We start from the raw sequence: 18,428 nt of genomic DNA, 5'->3' as shown, positions 1-18,428 counted from the left end.
TCCCCTCGCATACTATCTAAGATAAGTTGTATTAACATATAAATGTAGCGCCGTATACGAGACCCGTACGTACGGTGCAATGAGAGGGGCGAAGATTAATTTCTTCCCTCTACTCTATTATGTGTCAGTCATAGCATGAATTGAGTTGAAGATAAACCAACAACAGATAGTTATTACCAAGTGTAGTAAGCCACAAATCGTTGACGGTGATGTTGAGGATGAAGTTACTTTGACAAACTGATGTAAAAGGTAAAGTAAACTAAGATAATAAATCAGAACGTTGTGAAAGAAACATGATTCATAAATTATTCTACGAGTTCTTGTGGACGAGGCATCCTAGTAAATTGATAATAGTCTCAATGAAGAAATTACAACAAAAAGTCATAATACTGAAGAACAGAAGTTATAAAATGAAAATTACTATAAGCGAAGATGATATAGCTTGAATATGGAGATAATCTAGAAATTTTTCTTCAGTCTTATATATATGTTATTTGAATTTGTTTATATATAAATTATTATATCTGATAAGAACAAATTTATTCCTTTGTGTTTAGAATATTTTATTAATCATTATTATGGTAAAAATTGGAATGTATACTATTTATTAGAATTGAGATTCATTTGATTGTTTGAGAAATTGTTTATATAGTAAAGTCACTATTTTTGAAATAGATTTGGCAATCTGTCTGATATACTTTTTCAAATTCTTTTAAATTATTTTGGATTTTAAATATGCTTTTACTATTATCTAAGTATTCTTTAGCTTTATCATATTTTTTTAACATACATAGGCAACAAGCAGAATTATAATATAGATAAGGTAAAATTATGAATTTATTTTTGTTTCTGCAAAATTGTATTGCTTCTTCGCTATAGATTAAAGAGTTGATATAATCTTTATTATAGAGAAATATCGTACTTAAGTTGTATATAATTTTTGGGTACATATAGTCAAAGGTTTCTTCATCAACAAAATTATTCTTATTTTCTTTTAAATATAGCAGTATTTCCTGCCATTTTGGATCATTTAAAGAAAAACAACATAAGGAATAGTCAATTAAAATCTCTACTTGTTCTTTGGTTAAATGAAATTGGTTATATTTTTGTATTGAATATCCTGATAGTTCAAATGCTTGTTCTAATAAGCGTTTTGCTGGTTCAAAGTTATGATTGTTTTGAGCTTCAATAATAGCAAGGATATGAGTGGCTAATTGTTTATATTTATCAAATTCTTTTAACTTTTTGTTGAAAATGATTGATTGGTATAATTTTGACAATTCATTGTAATTTCTTTTTTGTCTTATGATTTCAAATTGATCATAATAGGCATCCAATTCTAACAAAGGTTTTTCTTTGCTTAATTGTATGATTTTATCAAAACTGATATCTAGTTTTATACAGCATAATACAAGTATATCTATTTTTATATTTTCTTTGCCATTACACATTCTATTGAAATGAGAATAGTCATAAATTCCTTCAATCAATTGAGATTGAGATATTCCTTTATGATAGGCTATGTCTAATATGATTTGTAAGGCTTTCTTCTTATCAAAAAATTCATTCATTAAATAGTCACCCTTTTCTTTCATTAAAAATACTAAAAAGAATTATAATATTTTTTGTTATAAATTGCATTAAAAATAATTGCATAAGGATGTTTTTAATTGTGAAATATCTTGTATTTGATATAATATGATTGTTATCGTTCCTCCTCTTGAAAGGAGGTGATACAATGTTGTTTAACTTAGTTTTATCTGTCGTGGCAGGTATAATTGCATATTATATTTGTAAATGGATAGACAGAAATATAAAGCGATAACTATCCTAGTGTTAAGTTCACTATAAAAACTAGAAAAGGTAAGGAGTAGCGTTCCTTACCTTTTTGCATTGATACAATGCTGTTTAACTTACGAGTCAATTATAACATTAGCTTGACTCTATTTCAAGTATATAACAAATGAATCATATTTATACATTTAAACTAGATGCATCCACTTACATATTTTCTATAAATTATCTAACTCTTTTATGGAATAAAAAAAGCATAACTTTATGATCAATAGTCATGAGTTGTTTCGTATTATCATATCATAAATTTATGCTTATATTTATATTGTTAATTCGTTGGAAATTCAAATTATCTTGATTTTATCACTATTTATTACGAGGTTTCATCTGTGGGAACAAGATAACTTCTTGGATAGATTCTTGACCAGTTAATAACATCACTAGTCTATCAATACCCATACCCATTCCTCCTGTTGGTGGTAATCCGTATTCCAATGCTTCTACATAATCTAAATCCATTTCGTTGGCTTCGTCATTTCCAAGTTCTTTTTCTTTTAACTGATTTGCAAATCTTTCATATTGATCATCAGGATCGTTTAATTCATTGAATGCATTAGCATATTCATTACCACAAATAAATAATTCAAATCTTTGTGTAAAACGAGGGTCTTCTGGATTCTTTCTAGCAAGTGGAGAAATTTCTACAGGATGACCATAAACAAATGTTGGTTCAACAATTGTTTCTTCCACATATTTTTCAAAGAATTCATTAATGATATGACCATATTCATAGTGTGGCTGTAATTCAATACCATGTTCCTTAGCTAATTGTTTTGCATCTTCAAAAGTCATATCTCCTGCAAAATCAATACCTGTTTTTTCTTTAATAGCATCTGTCATAGAAATACGTTTAAATCCCGGTGCCAAAGAAAGTTGATGTCCTTTATATTCAATATCATATGTACCACAAACTTCTTTTGCTGCATTTGAAATAATTCCTTCTGTTAAATCCATCATGCCTTCCAAATCACTAAATGCTTTATAAACTTCAATAGTAGTAAATTCTGGATTATGTGTTCTATCCATACCTTCATTTCTAAATAAACGACCAATTTCATAAACGGCATCCATTCCACCAACAATTAATCTTTTTAAAGATAATTCCGTTGCAATTCTTAAATAATAATTGATATCTAAAGTATTGTGATGTGTAATGAATGGACGAGCAGAAGCACCACCTAAGATAGGGTTTAATACAGGTGTTTCTACTTCGGTATAACCAAGATTATCAAGATAATGTTGAATAGAACGAATAATCTTTGGTCTTGTAAAAGCAATCTTTCTAGCTTCTTCATTCATAATTAAATCAACATATCTTCTTCTATATCTTTCTTCAATATCGCTTAAACCATGATATTTTTCTGGTAAAGGACGTAATGCTTTTGTTAAGTGAATATACTCAGAAGCCTTAACAGATAATTCTCCCGTATTTGTGACAAAAACAGTTCCAATAATACCTACAATATCCCCAATATCACTTTTAATTAAAACTTCATAATTTTCTTCACCAATAACATCTTTTCTAACATAAATCTGAATTTGTCCTTCTTTATCTTGAATATGCATAAAGCATACTTTACCTTTACGACGTTTTGTCATAATTCTTCCAGCAACTTTGACTTCAATAGCTGCTTCTTCTAATTCTTCATGTGTTTTTCCTGCATATTTTTCTTTAATATCTTTTGAAAAAACAGTAACATCAAATCTTTGTCCAAAAGGATCAATACCTCTTTCTCTTAAAAAATCAAGTTTTTCACGTCTAACTAATTCTTGTTCACTAAATTGTCTTTCTTCCATATTTATCTCCTTCCTAATAAAAAAACTCCCATCCACAAGGGACGAGAGATTACCGTGTTACCACCCTATTTTATTTATGTATCACTACATAAACCTTATCAACTCCTATCAGAGTCTAGCCTGTAACGTGGCACACGTTATTTTATCACTTACGATCCAAAATACAGCTCCTAGTCTTTTTTCATTGTTATTATTATCATCCATTTCCACCCACAGGACTCTCTAGTCATACATCATAACAATTACTCCTCTATTCATCGCCTTTTTTCTATACGCATGTATTATATAAATAAACATATTTAATGTCAAGAGATATTCATTTTTAAGAACAGTGTTTGTTATGAATGAAAGAAAATGTTAGAATATAAAGGGGTGAAAGCATGTATAATCAGACATATTATCAATCTCCATTAGGGAGGTTATTGCTAGTGAGTTATGAAGATTGTTTAGTAGGTTTGTGGATAGAAGGGCAAAAATATTATATGGGAAAAATAAAAGAAAGACCTGTATCAAAGGAAACAGTTATTTTAAGAGAAACAAAAAAGTGGCTAGATGAATATTTTGATGGTTGCAATCCTTCTATTAGTAGATTAAAAATAGCACCAGAAGGCACAGAGTTTCAAAAAAGAGTCTGGCGAATATTGTGTGATATACCTTATGGACAAACAACAACATATAAAGCTATTGCTCAAACAATAGCCAAACAAATGAATAAATCGTCAATGTCTGCTCAAGCAGTAGGTAGTGCTGTTGGACATAATCCTATCTCTATTATTATTCCATGTCATAGAGTCGTTGGAACGAATGGGAGTTTGACAGGATATGCTGGGGGACTTGAAAGAAAAAGAATGTTACTTGCATTAGAAAATATCAATTTGGATTCAATGAAATAAAAATCTATTTCCCGGGAAATATGTCGAAGATAATATAAAATGATAAATATATGAAAATGTTCATTTTTAATTCAAATTAAAGAGATTTAATAGTAGATATTCATAAATAAAGGGGATAGAAGAATGTTACAGATAAAAAATATACACAAGCGGTATAAAACAGGTGACTTAATTCAAAAAGCACTGGATGGTGTGAGTTTGAATTTAAGAGATAATGAATTTGTTGCAATATTAGGACCAAGTGGAAGTGGAAAGACAACGCTTTTGAATATTATTGGTGGGTTAGATCGTTATGATCAAGGTGATTTGATTATTAATGGAATATCTACAAAAAAATATAAAGATAGAGATTGGGATTCATATCGTAATCATACGATTGGGTTTGTATTTCAAAGCTATAATTTGATTCCCCATCAGACAGTTCTATCTAATGTTGAGTTAGCTTTAACAATATCTGGTATTTCTAAGGCGGAGCGACGTGAACGTGCCAAAAAAGCATTAGAGCAGGTAGGACTTGGTAATCAGGGACATAAAAAGCCAAATCAGATGTCTGGAGGACAAATGCAACGTGTCGCTATTGCAAGGGCATTAGTGAATGATCCAGATATTTTACTTGCTGATGAACCAACAGGAGCATTGGATAGTGATACAAGTGTTCAAGTTATGGAGCTTTTAAAAGAAGTCGCAAAAGATCGTCTGGTTGTTATGGTAACACATAACCCAGAGTTGGCTCAAGATTATGCAACACGTATTGTAGAATTGAAAGATGGAACGATTCGTAGTGATTCTCATCCATATCATGTAAGTGAAAATAAATTGGACAAACCAGAACATAAAAACATGGGTAAATCTTCAATGTCATTTTTAACAGCGTTATCTTTGAGTTTTAATAACTTGCGTACTAAAAAGGCCAGAACGATTTTAACATCTTTTGCGGGATCGATTGGTATTATTGGTATTGCTTTGATATTATCGCTTTCTAATGGCGTGAATCAATATATACAATCTATTGAAGAAGAAACGTTATCAGAATATCCTCTACAAATTCAAAGTACAGGTTTTGATATGACATCCATGATGGTGGATGTTCAAGATAATCAAAATGAAGAAAAACAAGAGGGCGATATTCAAGTATTACAGATGATTACGAATATGTTTTCTAAGATTGGTGCCAATGATTTGGCTTCTTTAAAACAATATTTAGATGAATCCAATACAAATATAAAACAATATACAAATGCTGTGGAATATACTTATAATGTATCACCACAAATTTATAATACAGATACAAAAGAAATACGACAAGTACATCCAGACCAATCTTTTCAATCTTTAGGTTTAGGGTCATCCAGCAGTGGAAACAGTATGATGTCAACAATGATGAGTACCGATGTTTTCTTTGAGATGCCTAGCGATAAGAGTCTATATGAAGATCAATATGATGTCAAAGCTGGGCGCTGGCCACAAAATTATAATGAATGTGTCCTTGTTTTAACAAAGAGTGGTAAAATTAATGATTTGATGTCTTATACATTAGGACTAAGGGATTTTGATGAATTAGATAAAATGGTAGAACAGTTTGCAAAAGAAGAAGATGTTGATGAAATAGAAAATAATCAGTCTTATTCTTATGAAGATGTCTTAAATAAAGAATTTAAACTTGTTAATGCGAGTGATTATTATCAGTATGATGAAAAATATGATCTTTATAAAGATAAAAGAGAAAATCATGATTATATGGAAAAATTAATTCAAAATGGAGAAACAATAAAGATTGTTGGTGTTGTTCAACCTTCTGAAAGTGCCTCTGCAACGATGTTGAAAACGGGAATTGGGTATCCTTATACATTAACAACACATATCATCGAACAGGCACAATCAAGTGATATAGTCAAAAAACAATTAGAAAATAAAGAAATAGATGTTTTAACTGGAAAACGTTTTGATGAAAAAGAAAATAAAGATTTTGATATGAATTCTTTATTTACAATTAATACACAAAAATTAAAAAGTGCTTTTACAATTGATGAAAGTCAATTAACAAAAGGTATGGGAAATCTAGATTTAAGTCAAATAAAATTAGATACGTCTTCCTTGCCTACTATTGATATGAATAATATTTTATCACAGTTAGATGTACAATTTTCAAGAGAACAGATTGAAACATTAAGCCAAGCTATTACAACAGATTTTCAAAAATATATGACAGAAAATAATTTGCTTGATCCAACTCAGGTGCAAACTTATTTTATGAATTATATAGCAACAAACCGTGCTCAAACATTACTTCAACAACAAATGATTCAGCTTTTACAAGAAAGTGGTTTAACAGATCAGTTTGCAACACTACTGCAAACGCAAATGCAATCTATAATTAGTCAATATACAACTCAAATGTCAAAATCTATTCAAGACCAGATCAATGCACAAATGACAAAACAGATGGGTACTTTAGCTCAAAATATGCAATCAGCTATCCAAATCAATCCTGATGTTTTTGCTGAATCTATTCAAATGAACATGGATGAAGAAGAATTATCAGAATTAATGATGTCTTTAATGACAACAGAAACTTCAACATATGAAAATAATTTAAAACTTTTGGGATATGCCAATTTTGATGAGCCAAGTGGAATTAATATTTATCCTAAAGATTTTGAAACAAAACAGAATGTGATTGATATTTTGGATAATTATAATGCCAAGATGGAAAAAACAGATGAAGATAAAGTTATTTCATATACTGACTATGTTGGAACATTGATGTCATCTGTAACAGATATTATTAATGTTATTAGTTATGTCTTAATAGCATTCGTAGCTATTTCATTGGTTGTATCTTCTATTATGATAGGGGTTATTACTTATATTAGTGTTTTGGAACGTCAAAAAGAAATAGGTATTTTACGTGCTATTGGAGCTTCGAAACGTAATATTTCACAAGTCTTTAATGCAGAAACATTTATTGTTGGTTTATTAGCAGGTGTTTTAGGAATTGTAATTACTTTATTATTGTTGATACCGGGTAATATGATTATTCATTCTATTGCTGGTAATATTGATGTGAGTGCATCGTTACCAGTAGTTGGAGGAGTGATTCTCATTGTTTTAAGTGTTATTCTTACACTTATTGGTGGTATTATTCCTTCAAAGAAAGCAGCGAAAAGTGATCCAGTATCTGCTTTACGTAGTGAATAGGGATAAGATAAATTCTTATCTCTTTTTATGCAATCATCAATATTAAGCTTTCTTTCAATCTTAGAAAAAATAAAAGGATAAAATGATTTTCTTGTATAATGAACATCATAGGGGGAAGTTTATGAGGTCTAAGTTATTATTTTTTGATGTAGATGGAACATTGGTTGATGGCAATAGAGGTATTTTAGAAATACCTGAAGGTGTTATTCATGAATTGAAAAGGATTCAAAAACAAGGACATAAAATATTGATTTGTTCAGGTAGACCTAAAGCCATGATGAATCAACATTTCTTGAAAGTCGGTTTTGATGGTTATGTTCTTGCAAACGGGGGATATGTAGAAATTGACGGTCAATCTATCTTTGAGGGTTGTATGGATTATGATTTATGTATACAGACAGTACAGATGTTAGAGGATTTAAAATGTGATTATATGATTGAAACAGCAAATTCTATTTATATTGATCATAGTTTTCAAGAACTTTATCAATTTTTCTCTACGAGAGGTTTTAAAGAGATGTTTAAACGTGATTTTGATAAAGATGAAGTTTTAAAAAGAACCATTAAAATTGAAGCTAATGTTACAAATAAAGATAAAGCACAAATAGAACAATATATTAAAGAAAGATTTAGTTGTGTTATCCATCATGATGAACATGGCAGTGAAAATGCTTTTGAGTTCTTTTCTCCAACTGTTTCAAAAGCTGTAGGTATTCAAAAAGTATTAGATTATTATCACATGAGTCGCCATGAAACTTATGCCTTTGGAGATGGAGTCAACGATTTAGAAATGTTTGAATATTGTGAAGTGGGTGTCGCAATGGGCAATGCAGTTGAATTATTAAAACAAAAATCAGATTTGATTTGTCGTTCTATTGATGAACAAGGATTAGAACGTATATTAAAAATCTTGTTTCCAGAGGATTAAATGGAAAACTTAATTTTTAGTTTAAATGCAACTGTCCCTGTCTTTTTCATGATGGTTTTAGGAATGATTTTAAAAAAGGTAGGATGGATTCATGAAAGCTTTGCTTCACAACTTAACAGATTTGTCTTTCTTGTTCCTTTGCCTGTTTTATTATTTCAAGATATTGCGACAGTTGACTTTCATAAAGCATGGAATTTTCCATTTGTTGCTTTTTGTTTTGTTGCCACTTTATTAAGTATTACGATTGCAGCTTTTATTTCTTGTACTTTGACTCAAAAATCCATAAGAGCTGAATTTGTTCAAGTCACATATCGTAGCAGTGCTGCATTATTAGGTGTTGCCTTAATCCAAAATATATATGGTCATTCTACAATGGGACCATTGATGATTATTGGCAGTGTTCCATTGTACAATATTTTTGCTGTGATTATTCTTTCATTTGGACAATCACAAAATTTAGATTTACAATTATTGAAAAAGACATGTCTAGGTATATTAACCAATCCTATTATTATTGGTATTGTTGTAGGGGTTATCTGGTCTTTATGTCATTTATCAATGCCTGTGATTTTATCTAAGAGTGTGTCCTACATAGCTAATACAGCAACACCTTTAGGTTTAATCGCAATGGGAGCTTCATTTGAATTGAAAAAAGCTATCAGTCAAATAAAACCTGCTTGTATCGCTGCATTTTTTAAGCTCATTGGCTTTTGTGCTATTTTTTTACCATTGGCTATTCTTTTTGGATTTAGAAATGAAGAACTTATAGCTATTTTAGTGATGTTAGGTTCAGCTTCTACTGTTACGTGCTTTGTGATGGCAAAAAATATGGGATATACAGGTGTATTAAGTAGTAATGCTGTGATGTTGACAACATTATTGAGTGGTTTTACATTGACGTTTTGGATTTGGGTATTAAGGATTTTAGCTTTTATTTAACGAAAGGAAAAGATACATGGAATATTTAGATATTGTTGATGAAAATGGACAACCAACTGGGCAGGTTGTTGAAAGAGAATATGCTCATCGTCATGGAATAAGACATCGTACAAGTCATGTCTGGTTATTAAGACAACGTGATGATGTAGAAATATTACTACAAAAAAGAAGTTTAAATAAAGATTCTTATCCGGGTTGTTATGATATTTCCAGTGCAGGACATATTATAGCAGGGAGTGACTTTGAAACTTCAGCGTTACGTGAATTAAAAGAAGAATTAGGTGTTGAGGCAACGATTGGTCAACTGCATTATATTGGTACAAGCTATAGTGACAGCTTCCATATTTTTCATAAACAGCCATTTCATAATGTCCAAGTATCACATGTTTATGTTTTATGGTATGATGGTGAAATGACACTTCAAAAAGAAGAAATTGAAAGTGTAAAATGGCTATCTTTTGAAGAATGTCAGAGGGTTGTTTTTGAAAATTTAATACCGCATTGTATTAAAAAAGAAGAATTAGAAATGATTAAAAAATATTTGGAGGAGAAAGAATGAAAGCATTAGCCAGTGATTTTGATGGAACTTTATATTTTGAAAATGGTGTAAAAGAAGATGATCGAAAAGCTATTCTTGCTTTTCAAAAGCATCACTTATTTGGTTTGTGTACAGGAAGACCATTGATTGGGGTACAACATTATCTTGAAAACTGTATTCAACCAGATTTCTATATTGTCAGTAGTGGGGCTTGTATTTTAGATAAAGAAGGTCATGTTTTATATGAACAGACTTTATCAAAAGCTATCACAAAGACAATTTATGAACAATATCATGAAAAAGCAGAAGTGTCTATTCAAGCTGATTTTCGTATTTATACATTAGTTCAAAATTCTCAAATTCCTTTAGCTCAAACATATGTTGAATCTATTGATTGTATTGGTGATGATCATATTTTTGGATTATCTATAAATGCTGTTAATGAAAAGCAGGCAAAACAATGGACATATGATTTAAATGCAACATATAAAGAAATTATGGCTTTTCAAAATAAGGAATATATAGATATTGTCAAAAGAGGATGTTCTAAAGGTGAAGCTATTAAAAAGTTAAAATCATTACTTCATTTAGATTATGTCTATGGTATCGGTGATTCTTATAATGATATTCCTATGTTGGAGAGTGCTGATTGTTCATTTACTTTTTATGACTCACCAGAAATAGTACAAAAAGAAGCAACACATCTTGTATCATCTATTTGTGAAGCTATTGAAAGAATAGAAAGGGAATAATATGTTTTGTCAATTAAGGTCTTTATATCTATGTGTAGAAGATATGCAACGTGCTGTTGCCTTTTATGAATCTTTTTTACAACAAGATGTGACTGTTTATGATGATATTTATAGTGTTTTTGATATTCATGGGTTTCGTTTAGGCTTGTTTGCCTATCAAAAAGTGAATGAAAAGCATTCTTTTGGAAGTAATTGTTTACCAAGTTTTGAATTTGAATCATTAGAAACATTAAATAAACAAATGAAAGGAAAGCTTGTTCATTTTCCTATGACACAAATTAAAGAGAATTGGGTTGTTGAAATTGTGGATAGTGAAGGAAATATTATTGAATGTACAACACCTGTTAAGTAAAATCGGAAATCTTTCTGATTTTTTTCTTTTTTCTTCATGAATTATTCATAAATATTCATTATGATATATACATTATCAATGGAGGAAAATGATGGAAAGATTTATTTATGATCAGTTAGGGATATTTTTTGTCTATTCTTTTATAGGATGGTTGGTAGGAACTGTACTAGCGGCTTACCGTCGTCATCGATTTATTGATGTTGGTTTTTTATATGGACCTTATTGTCCTTCTTATGGGATTTGTGGTGTTTTATTTGCAGTCCTTTTACATGATTTAAAAGGACAGTGGTTCTTTCTTTTTTTAGGTGGAGCTATTATTGTTTTCATGGTGGTTTATTTAACCGGTTTTCTTTTACAACAAATCTTTCATCATAAATGGTGGGATTGTTCTCATAAGAAATTTCAATTTGGAAGTTATGTTCATATGCCTTATACAATTCTTTGGGGGTTGATGGCAGTTATCAGTATAGAGTTTATTGAACCATTACTATTAGGTGTTTTACATTGGATTCCTATGTCTATAAGAGAGATAATATTAATTATCTTACTCATTATTATGGGGATTGATTTATTGGGGACATTAACTGGTATTTTAAGTACACGTTCACGTGTGAAAAAAGGTATTGTGAAAGATGTGTCTGAAAATATGCAAAAAACAGCAGATCGTTTAGGTATGAAAATATCAGAGTGGACATTAAAACACTTTGTATCTGCTTATCCTCATTTGGATAAAAAGGAAATCTTAGATACACCTCGTCCAAAAAAGAATGTTATTTTTGCGAAAGGATGTTCTTTTTATAAACTTGTCTGGTTATTTTTTATAGGTGCTTTTTTAGGAGATATTGTAGAAACGATTTTCTGTTATATGACAACAGGAACACTTATGAGTCGTAGCAGTGTTGTTTATGGACCATTTTCTATTGTTTGGGGTATTGGTTGTGCTGTTTTGACTTTACTTTTATATCAATATCGTGATAGAAGTGATCGCTTTATCTTTATGTTTGGTACTCTTGTTGGTGGGGCTTATGAATATGCCTGTAGTGTTTTTACTGAAATTGTTTTTGGAACTGTTTTTTGGGATTATAGTCATCTTCCTTTTAATTTAGGTGGTCGTATTAATTTATTGTTTTGTTTCTTTTGGGGAATTGTTGCTGTGGTATGGATTAAAATGATTTATCCAGTTCTTTCATCATGGATTGAAAAAATCACATATAAAAAAGGTGTTATTATGACATGGTGTTTTGTTGTTTTTATGACTTTTAATATCTTGATGTCGGGATTAGCTTTATCACGTTATTCCCAAAGACAAAATGGCTTAAAAGCCCAAAATAGTGTTGAAAGATATATTGATCAACAATTTCCAGATCAAAGAATGGAAATGATTTATCCTAATGCAAAGTTTCCAGTTAAACGTTAAAATATATACTTTTACTTTATTTTTAACTTTATCTTAAAACTGTCTATACGTAAAATCCACATCTTTATCATAATATAGAATAAAAGAATGTGGAGGTTTTCAATATGGAAGTGATAGAGTTTTCTTATCCATTATTTATTTTGATTTCAATAGTTATTTTTTGTTTTATGTATTTCTTTAAGAAAAGAAGCCTTTTTTACGCATTATGTGTAGGATTATATGTATCATTTGTCATATGTATGTTGTTTTTTCCTTTTGTTTTAGATCCCGGTGGAGTTTACTATTTTGTAGAAGAATTAAGGTGGGCAGTTGATTTTTACCCACCTTCAGTAAGGTTTGAACTACTACCCGAATATGCGTTTTTTCATTTAGCATTATTTATTCCATTTGGTTTCATATTAAAAAAAGAATTTTCTCTCAAAAAAACAATCATGATTTCTATAGCTGTTATATTTGGTATAGAAAATGTTCAATTATTAATCAATTTTTTAAGCTATTATATTCAATATGTATATGATTTTGGAGATATCATTATTCATCTGTGTAGCACCACTATAGGTATTCTTATTTATTATCCAATCCATTATTTATATCCTCATATCCAGAAAACAATTATGAAATGGACAAATATTGAATAAATTTTTAAAAATATAAAATTGTCTATTTTCATATGGCTTGTAATCGTATATACTGTGGTATATATTGAGGTGATAGAGATGAATACGAAAATATTAAAGATTGTTGTTATTGGATTGATGGCAGCCTTATGTTATATATCATTTATGTTTTTACAAATTAAAATACCTACACCGGGAGGATTCACATCATTTCATTTAGGAAATACATTTTGTGTATTGGCTTCCTTATTATTAGGTGGTGTATCGGGAGGAGTCGCAGGTGCCATTGGAATGGGAATAGGGGATTTGCTTGATCCATCCTATGTGATTGTTGCTCCTAAAACAATAATATTGAAATTAGGTATTGGTATTGTTACAGGTCTTGTTGCTCATCGTCTTTTTCATATTCAACATCAACAAGGAAAGGCTTTATGGAAGGCAGTGTTCCTGTCAACTTTAGCAGGAATGTTATTTAATGTAATTGGAGAACCGATTTTTTCTTATTTTTATACAGCTTTTATTTTAGGAGCACCCGACAATGCAGCCAAAGCATTAGCTTCATGGAATGCCATCACAACATCTATTAATGCGATTATAGCAGTGATTTTATCAACAATACTTTATATGGTTATATCACCAAGATTACAACATGTTGGTTTATTAAAGAAAATTGCACCAAAGGAATAGTGGAAATCTATTCTTTTTTGTATTATAATACTAACAGATGCCGACATAGCTCCAATCGGTAGAGCAGGTCACTCGTAATGATCAGGTTGCAGGTTCAATTCCTGTTGTCGGCACCATGTATTAAAACGCTTATGCGTTTTTTTCTTTATAAAGGAGAATGAAAGATGAAACAAGAAATTAAAAGATATTTTTTCATTGTTGTGGGGTCGTTTATTTTTGCATTAGGTATTAACTTATTTGTTGTACCAATGCAATTATATAGTAGTGGGGTATTAGGAATTGCACAAATTATAAGAACAATTATAGAACAAGTAATAGGTAAAAGTACAATAGATATATCAGGAATTATTAATTTCTTAATCAATATTCCATTGTTTATGTTAGCTTATCGAACAATTTCTAAGCGTTTTTTTGTAAGAACATTATTATCGGTTATTTCACAAACGGTTTTCTTAACTTTTATTATGATTCCAACAACACCTTTAGTAGATGATATTTTAACAAACTGTATTATTGGAGGAATTGTAACAGGGTTTGGAATTGGTTTAACTTTACGTTGTTCTGGAAGTGGCGGAGGTTTAGATATATTAGGTGTATATTTTACTAAGAAACTTCCTCATTTTTCAGTAGGAAAGCTATCATTAGGTATTAATCTTGTTATTTATATGATCTGTGACTTTTTGTTTCATATTGAAATAGCTATCTATTCAGCAATTTATACAACATGTTTTACACTTGTATTAGATAAGACACATTATCAAAATATTAATGTGACATGTGTTATTTTTACAAAACATTTAGAGATTCAAGATAAGGTTTTATTAGAAATGGGACGTGGAATGACTTTCTGGCAGGGAAAAGGTGCCTATACAAAAGATGATACATATGTTATGGTCACTGTTATTAGTAAATATGAAGTGAATCATTTGAAGCATATTTTAAAAGAAATAGATTCACAAGCTTTTACTTTATTTTTTGAAGGTATGTCTGTAGACGGACATTTTGAAAAACGTTTGTAGTTTCAATTTATGAAATGGATTTTCATTTTCTATAAAAATTGGTTATGATAAAAAAGGGGTGGTTGAATGAACAAGAAACTAATATTTTTAGATGTCGATGGAACACTCACATTACCAGATGGTGAAGTATCACCAAAGGTTAAAGAAGCTATCCATCAAGTCCAACATAATGGACATGAAGTCTTTTTGTGTACTGGAAGAAGTTATGCTGGAACAAGACCATTATTTTCATTAGGTTTTGATGGCATGATCTGTAGTGCTGGGGGATATATTGAAGTGCATGGTCAAAAGATATTTGAAACATGTCTTTTAGAGGAAGACATTCGTCTAGCAAGAGATGTTTTTGAACAACATCATGTTTTATATAATTTGGAAACAAATCATATCACTTTTCAAGACGAAAAGATGAATTATGAATTTGTCAAACATCGTTTAAAAGATGGAGAAAATTTAAATTCTGAGTTACAACGTTTATTAAATGAACAAAAGGAACATTTTAATATACATCCATTAAAAGACTATGATAATAATCCTATACCTGTTCAAAAAATCTGTTTTATGTGTGAAAATGAAAAACAGTTAGAAGAACCAAAACGTATTCTGTCTGATAAGTTTCATTTTGTCATTCATGAAATCTTTTCACAAGATGTGATTAATGGTGAAATTATTTTAAAAGAAACAGATAAAGGTGTTGCAGTGCAAAAGGTTTGTGATTATCTTCATGTCCCTATCCAAGATACGATTGCTTTTGGAGATAGTATGAATGACTGTGCAATGATTCAAGCGTGTGGACATGGTGTTGTTATGGGGAACGGTTCTCAGGAGTTAAAGCAATATGGGGATGCTATATGTGAAAGTGTACAGGATGATGGAATTTATCATGAATTGCATCGCTTAGGTTTATTTTAAAAAGTTGTCATAAAACGTTTATAACGTCTTTTGACAACTTTTTCTTTCTTTATATGCCATAGCTTCTCTTTGAAAATGTTTATAACCAAGATATGAAAAAATAATGAGGACAAGAGAATAACCAAGTGCAATTATCAAATCGAACTTAATGAAAAGCACTATGATAGCAAGAATCAAAAGCCAAAGTGAATGTTTATAACGCTGAAATTTTTCTTCAGGGTTTAAAGAATACCAGAACCATTTATGCATAGATATCACACTCCTCTTATTTATTATAACATAAAAAACCTACTTGCGTAGGCTTTCGTATTTATTCAAAGGTTTTTTATAGATATCAAAAGAACTTGCGATTAAAAGATATAAGAATCCTGTTTGAACAAAGAAAATAGTATAATCTAATAATCCATGTATAAAAATCATAACTGTAAAAGAAATCACTAAAGCGACAAGTGTCTTATCTATTTTTAATTTCCATAAATGATATAACCTTTGAATGTTAGAATAAATATAAGGAGCAATTGTCATTAATCCAACAATTCCAAAGCATAATAATGGATCAAGATAAATACTATGAGCATGTTCTGTTGGATGACCATTATATAATGAATAAATGTGCATATAAGTCATCGGTCCTTCACCAAATAATGGATGTGTGATAATGTTTTGAATAGCTACTTCCCAGATACCAGCACGTGTCATAAAATAATCAATAATATTATCAACACGAGGAAATTGTGATGGATTCAATAAGAAATAGATACATGCAAAAATAACAATACCTAAAATGACTGAACATGTTTTATAGTGTTTATCAACAATCAACATAATCAGTATACCACCAGCCAGTGCAGGCCATGCCGTACGGCAGGCTGTTAATAATAAAACAAACAGATTTAAAGCAATCACGGATGCATAATAAATAAATCTTTTCCATTCGAGTTTTATATTTTTTATTTTTAATATCTTATAAAATGTTATACATACAAAGAATTCAATCATCATAGCATAATAATTCGCATTAAAAAAAACAGAGTTAATACGGTCTTGTGGACGATTAAAAATCATAATTTCAAATTGATCAATATTATAAGAATTTAAAATACCAATATATTCAATGAGTCCATAAAGTGCAGCAAAAATACTTAAAACAATTAAACAATTTGTGATATATTCAAATAATCTTAAATTAATATGAACACGATAATAAAGAACAAAAGATAATATAACCAATAAACCAATACTACAGACAACTCCATAATAGTTTTGATAAATCAAAGAAACAATAGCACTTAATATACAAAAATAAATAATAAAACGACTCTTAGGAATTTGTTTATAAACATCTTGAATTTCACCTTTCCATAATAAACGAAGTGTTAAAAAAATAAGAATAGCTCCACACATATAAAAAGGTAAAAACATAGAAAATATAGCCACAATAATATATCTTTGATAATGTGTAAAATGTGTTTTTAAATAATCAATCCCAAAAATAAAAAACACCTCCCAAACGTATCTCTATTTTACAACATTTCTAAATTTATGTATACTATAAATAGTCAAGATAACAAAAATGTAAGAAAAGAGGGAAACATGTTTAAATATTTATATGTATATAATTATTCGCCTCATGAAAAAGATTTATGTGAAATGGAATTTAGATGTATTTTTCATGAAAATATGAAAAGTAAATATCATATAACAACACAGGATTTTGATTATACAAGAAGTGGTTATATAAGAGGAAAATTAAAGATTTTATATGAGAATAGTTGTTTCGATGAGATAGTTCATTTCATTGAACAACAGAATTATTGTTTTTATGATTTTAAAGTCATTTATTTAAAAAATGAGATAACCCATGTTCCTTATCGAGAATCACTGGAAAAATGTAAAAAGATAGCTTTACCTATTGCCGGTTTAGTCAATATGCATCATCCTCAAATCATATTAGCACTCACAAAAATAAATCAGATATGGTACTTTGGTATTTATGAAAATAATATGATCTGGAATCAACATCAAGATAAACCTTATTCATATTCTCACTCACTGGCTTTAAAAGATGCAAGAGCAGTTATGAATATAGCGTTGGGGAATGATTTATTTAAAACAGTTGTTGATCCATGTTGTGGAATTGGAACCGTTGTTTTAGAAGGGTTGAGTATGAAAGCAAACATTGTTGGATTTGATATTAATAAATATGTTGCCTATCAAGCAAGATTGAATTTAGAACATTATGGTTATAATCCCTTACTTATTCAAAGAATGGATATGAAAGAATTAAAGCAAACATATGATGTTTGTATTTTAGATATCCCTTATGGGGTATATAGTCCATTTACCTATCAACAACAATGTGAACTTTTAGAAAAGACAAGAGAAATTGCTGGGGAACTTGTGCTTATTTCACATATCTCCATGAATGATAAATTAATAGAGATAGGCTATCATATTGAAAATCAGGCAACGATTCAAAAAGGGAGTTTTCAAAGATATATAACATATTGTAAGTAGGAGAGGGAAAA

General features: G+C 29.7%; 17 protein-coding genes, 1 tRNA gene and 1 other annotated feature. Of the genes, 14 read left to right on the top strand and 4 right to left on the bottom strand.

The features are described from left to right. Positions 1-644 precede the first annotated feature (644 nt). Positions 645-1,571 (bottom strand): hypothetical protein, encoded by a 927-nt coding sequence (locus tag B5E75_RS02235; RefSeq protein WP_087357167.1) that lies wholly within the window; start codon positions 1,569-1,571, stop codon positions 645-647. A 589-nt stretch (positions 1,572-2,160) separates the two neighbouring features. Beyond that, a complete protein-coding gene (lysS, locus tag B5E75_RS02230) occupies positions 2,161-3,651 on the bottom strand; it encodes a lysine--tRNA ligase (RefSeq protein WP_087357166.1) in 1,491 nt (496 codons plus the stop codon). A 34-nt stretch (positions 3,652-3,685) separates the two neighbouring features. Beyond that, positions 3,686-3,918, bottom strand: a binding site (T-box leader). A gap of 113 nt (positions 3,919-4,031) precedes the next feature. Between lysS and B5E75_RS02225 the strand changes: the two genes are divergently transcribed. The 13 genes from B5E75_RS02225 to B5E75_RS02165 all read left to right on the top strand — a co-directional run bounded on the left by B5E75_RS02225 (position 4,032) and on the right by B5E75_RS02165 (position 15,900). Beyond that, positions 4,032-4,544 carry a methylated-DNA--[protein]-cysteine S-methyltransferase gene (locus B5E75_RS02225; protein WP_087357165.1) on the top strand — a complete coding sequence of 171 codons (513 nt, stop codon included), beginning with the start codon at positions 4,032-4,034 and terminating at the stop codon, positions 4,542-4,544. 123 nt (positions 4,545-4,667) lie between these two features. Continuing rightward, a complete protein-coding gene (locus B5E75_RS02220; RefSeq protein ID WP_087357164.1) occupies positions 4,668-7,742 on the top strand; it encodes an ABC transporter ATP-binding protein/permease in 3,075 nt (1,024 codons plus the stop codon). 121 nt (positions 7,743-7,863) lie between these two features. Continuing rightward, positions 7,864-8,670, top strand: a complete 807-nt coding sequence (locus B5E75_RS02215; RefSeq protein WP_162607619.1) for an HAD family hydrolase — start codon at positions 7,864-7,866, stop codon at positions 8,668-8,670. Beyond that, a complete protein-coding gene (locus tag B5E75_RS02210; RefSeq protein WP_087357162.1) occupies positions 8,671-9,609 on the top strand; it encodes an AEC family transporter in 939 nt (312 codons plus the stop codon). A gap of 16 nt (positions 9,610-9,625) precedes the next feature. Beyond that, the gene (locus tag B5E75_RS02205) at positions 9,626-10,168 is read left to right on the top strand and encodes an NUDIX hydrolase (RefSeq protein WP_087357161.1); all 543 of its coding nucleotides are present in this window, start codon (positions 9,626-9,628) and stop codon (positions 10,166-10,168) included. Continuing rightward, the gene (locus tag B5E75_RS02200; protein WP_087357160.1) at positions 10,165-10,899 is read left to right on the top strand and encodes an HAD family hydrolase; all 735 of its coding nucleotides are present in this window, start codon (positions 10,165-10,167) and stop codon (positions 10,897-10,899) included. The genes B5E75_RS02205 and B5E75_RS02200 overlap by 4 nt, the downstream gene beginning before the upstream one ends. Before the next feature lies 1 nt (position 10,900). Next, positions 10,901-11,251 (top strand): VOC family protein, encoded by a 351-nt coding sequence (locus B5E75_RS02195; protein WP_087357159.1) that lies wholly within the window; start codon positions 10,901-10,903, stop codon positions 11,249-11,251. Positions 11,252-11,342: 91 nt separating this feature from the next. Then, positions 11,343-12,668: a putative ABC transporter permease gene (locus B5E75_RS02190; protein ID WP_087357158.1), complete on the top strand. Its 1,326-nt coding sequence runs from the start codon at positions 11,343-11,345 to the stop codon at positions 12,666-12,668. Between the two features lie 104 nt (positions 12,669-12,772). After that, a complete protein-coding gene (locus B5E75_RS02185; protein WP_087357157.1) occupies positions 12,773-13,306 on the top strand; it encodes a VanZ family protein in 534 nt (177 codons plus the stop codon). A gap of 78 nt (positions 13,307-13,384) precedes the next feature. Beyond that, complete coding sequence (locus tag B5E75_RS02180; RefSeq protein ID WP_087357156.1) at positions 13,385-13,972, top strand: ECF transporter S component; 588 nt, start codon at positions 13,385-13,387, stop codon at positions 13,970-13,972. 39 nt (positions 13,973-14,011) lie between these two features. Continuing rightward, positions 14,012-14,088 (top strand) — tRNA-Thr (locus B5E75_RS02175). A 48-nt stretch (positions 14,089-14,136) separates the two neighbouring features. Beyond that, positions 14,137-14,991, top strand: coding sequence for a YitT family protein (locus B5E75_RS02170; RefSeq protein WP_087357155.1), 855 nt, complete (start codon positions 14,137-14,139; stop codon positions 14,989-14,991). 66 nt (positions 14,992-15,057) lie between these two features. Beyond that, positions 15,058-15,900, top strand: a complete 843-nt coding sequence (locus B5E75_RS02165; protein ID WP_087357154.1) for a Cof-type HAD-IIB family hydrolase — start codon at positions 15,058-15,060, stop codon at positions 15,898-15,900. 18 nt (positions 15,901-15,918) lie between these two features. Here the strand turns inward: B5E75_RS02165 and B5E75_RS02160 are convergent, their stop codons facing one another. Further along, a complete protein-coding gene (locus B5E75_RS02160; protein WP_087243869.1) occupies positions 15,919-16,149 on the bottom strand; it encodes a hypothetical protein in 231 nt (76 codons plus the stop codon). A gap of 39 nt (positions 16,150-16,188) precedes the next feature. After that, entirely contained in the window at positions 16,189-17,403 is a 1,215-nt protein-coding gene (locus B5E75_RS02155; RefSeq protein ID WP_087357153.1) for an O-antigen ligase family protein, read from the bottom strand. A gap of 90 nt (positions 17,404-17,493) precedes the next feature. Here B5E75_RS02155 and B5E75_RS02150 point away from each other — a divergent pair, with 90 nt between their 5' ends. Continuing rightward, on the top strand, positions 17,494-18,417 hold the full coding sequence (locus B5E75_RS02150; protein WP_241146605.1) for a TRM11 family SAM-dependent methyltransferase: 924 nt from the start codon (positions 17,494-17,496) through the stop codon (positions 18,415-18,417). Positions 18,418-18,428: the final 11 nt, after the last annotated feature.

Origin of the sequence: Massiliimicrobium timonense, assembly GCF_002160865.1 — a bacterium.
Classification (GTDB): domain Bacteria; phylum Bacillota_I; class Bacilli_A; order Erysipelotrichales; family Coprobacillaceae; genus Allocoprobacillus.
The sequence above is the reverse complement of the archived record's forward strand: the minus strand, read 5'-3'. Positions and strand labels throughout refer to the sequence as shown.